This window comes from Neptunitalea chrysea (assembly GCF_027924145.1).
Taxonomy (GTDB): domain Bacteria; phylum Bacteroidota; class Bacteroidia; order Flavobacteriales; family Flavobacteriaceae; genus Neptunitalea; species Neptunitalea chrysea.
Genome location: NZ_BRVP01000048.1, coordinates 1 through 3,066 on the forward strand (window position 1 = coordinate 1; position 3,066 = coordinate 3,066).

A 3,066-nucleotide genomic window follows, 5' to 3' on the forward strand; every position below is an offset into this window, starting at 1 on the left:
CACCTGTGCATTTTTATTAAATTAGAGGTTTTATAAAACAAAGTATTATGATGTTAAAAAGATTAATAATAGCTGTATTAACCATAATTTTTGTACCTGCAATAGCTGGCCAAAATCAGAATAAGGAAATTCTAAAACCTCGTGTAATAGTAACCTCCGATGGAGAAATAGACGACGAATGCTCTATGGTACGGTTTTTATTGTATGCAAACGAATGGAATATTGAGGGCATCGTTACATCAAGTTCTCAGTATCATTGGCACGGACACAAATGGGCGGGTGATGACTGGCTCGACCCATATCTTGAAGCTTATTCAGAAGTATATCCAAATCTAATTTTGCACGATAAAGATTACCCAACACCCGAATATTTGAAATCAGTTTCTTTTCTTGGAAATGTTGAAACAGAAGGTGAAATGGATTCAATTACTCCCGGTTCTCAACATATAGTAAAAGTTTTATTGGACAAGTCCAATAATAATCCCATTTGGGTTCAGGCTTGGGGCGGCACCAATACCATTGCAAGGGCACTCAAAACCATTGAGGAAGAACATCCTGATAAAATGGAGTATATTGCTAACAAACTACGCTTCTTTTTTATTTGGGAACAAGATTCTACTTACCAATCATACATCAGACCTCATTGGGGCGAATTTAATATTCCAACCATTATTTCCGACCAGTTCATTGCGATTATGTATTATTGGAAACAAACCTTACCTCAGGAGCAGCAAAAATACTTTTCAGGTGAATGGATGAAGTCAAACATATTATACAATCATGGAGCATTATGTTCATTGTATAAATCTCATTTAGGAGATAAAAAAGGATTTGACAATGGTGATTTCAGGTCAGAAGGAGATTCGCCTTCTTTTCTTCATAATATAGAAACTGGACTTAGAAATATGGAATCGCCAAACTATGGAGGTTGGGGTGGCAGGTACGTTTTGATTCGTGAAAACACTTGGCTTGACCCTGTTGCGGATAGTTCTTATCTGTATCCGGTTGGAAGATGGTATGGCAGTTCGGCATGGGGACGTCAACGTTTAAAAGAGAATATTCCAAATGACTCAGTTCTTTTAGAATACCTTAAACCAATTTGGCGTTGGTCTGATGCTTTTCAAAACGATTTTGCTTCCAGAGCCGACTGGTGTGTCAAACCATATGATGAAGCGAATCATCCTCCCGTTGTTAAATTAAATAATGAATTAGATATAAGCATAAAACCCGGATCCAAAATTCAATTAAGTGCAAAAGGAACATATGACCCGGATAACGATAAACTCACATATAATTGGTGGTTTTATAAAGAGCCAAGTTCTTTTAAAGGGAATGTTGAAATTGAAAATTCAAATGATCAAAAAGCTATAATCAGGATACCTGATGATATTGCCGAAAATAAAACTATACATATCGTATGTGAAGTTAAAGATGAAGGTACACCACAATTAACAAGGTATAAACGGGTAATAATAAATGTAGAACTGTAAAAAATTACATGATGAAAAATTTAACAATCATATTATCAATATTAATGGGTTTTAATTGTTATACTCAGCAATTAGCATTTCCTACAGCCGAAGGATATGGGAAATATTCCAAAGGTGGCCGTGGTGGTGTTGTTTACGAAGTGACTAATTTAAACGATAGTGGAGAAGGTAGTCTTAGGGCTGCAATTGATGCTTCTGAACCAAGAACCGTTGTTTTTAGGGTATCTGGTAATATTGAACTTGAAAGCCCTCTTAGAATAAAAAATCCATACATTACTATTGCTGGACAAACTGCTCCCGGTGATGGTATTTGTATTAAAAATCATCAACTAAGTATCGATGCAAACCATGTTATTATCCGTTACATAAGGGTCAGGTTAGGTGATTTGTCCGGTAAAGATTATGATGCAATAGGAAGTCGTTTTACAAAGAACATTATACTAGACCATGTTTCTGCAAGTTGGAGTGTTGATGAGTGCATGTCCATTTATCATTGTGATAGTATTACTGTTCAATGGTGTATCATCTCGGAAAGTATGAGTCAGTCTAATCACATCAAAGGTTCACACGGATTTGGAGGTATTTGGGGCAGTAATTACGGAACATATCATCACAATCTTTTGGCACATCATTCAAGTCGAAATCCCAGAATGGCTTCAGGTACAGGATATACAGATTATCGTAACAATGTAATTTATAATTGGGGCTATAATAGCTGCTATGGAGGTGAAGCATTTCAAAAAGGAAGTGAAAAATTCATTTTTTCAGAAATTAATTTAGTAGCCAACTATTATAAACCTGGTCCTGCAACAGAACCGGGAAAAGTTTCTTACCGCATTGCAAATCCTTCGTTTCGAAATGAAACAGATGATTTTGGCAAATGGTACATTGCTGATAATTTTATGGATGGCAATAAAGAAGTTACTACAGACAACTGGAATAGAGGTGTTCAAACAAAAATATCACGTGACAAAATTAAACTTGATAATGCATGGATATCTATGCCTATAAATCAGCAAACAGCAGAAGAAGCTTATAAACTTGTTCTTGAAAATGTTGGAGCACTTTTACCAAAGCGTGATGTGGTAGATTTAAGGATAATTAAAGAAGTCGAAGGCGGTTTTGCTACTTATGAAGGCAAAAGCTACAAAAGAACACATACTATAGCCGACACTACAATAGTTTGTGGCATCATTGATACACAGGATGATGTAGGTGGATGGCCAGAATTAAAAAGCATTCCAGCACCAAAGGATTCCGACCATGATGGTATGCCAGACAATTGGGAAGATAAATACAAACTTGATAAATCAAATCCTGATGATAGAAACATCATTGATTCAGATGGTTATTCAATGCTGGAAAAATATTTAAATGGTATAAAATAAATTGCCATCCCTTTTTCTTAGCACATTGGCAAGTCACACGATCCACTCTCCAACCAAAACTTGTCAAAGAGCTAACAAATTCCAACCCAATTACCTCCTTTAAGGGCGGTTTGGAGTTTGCCTGCCCACAAAAAACAAAATAAATTCGTTCTCCGAATTAAGGTCAGTGCAGATTGATTAAGAATAAA

The 3,066-nt window shown here is 35.9% G+C and carries 2 protein-coding genes; both read left to right on the forward strand.

Annotation, left to right across the window (positions count from 1 at the left end):
- Positions 1 to 47: 47 nt before the first annotated feature.
- Positions 48 to 1,490 carry a nucleoside hydrolase-like domain-containing protein gene (locus NBRC110019_RS16580; RefSeq protein WP_281756585.1) on the forward strand — a complete coding sequence of 481 codons (1,443 nt, stop codon included), beginning with the start codon at positions 48 to 50 and terminating at the stop codon, positions 1,488 to 1,490.
- Between the two features lie 8 nt (positions 1,491 to 1,498).
- A complete protein-coding gene (locus NBRC110019_RS16585) occupies positions 1,499 to 2,878 on the forward strand; it encodes a pectate lyase family protein (protein ID WP_281756586.1) in 1,380 nt (459 codons plus the stop codon).
- The last annotated feature ends 188 nt before the right edge of the window (positions 2,879 to 3,066 follow it).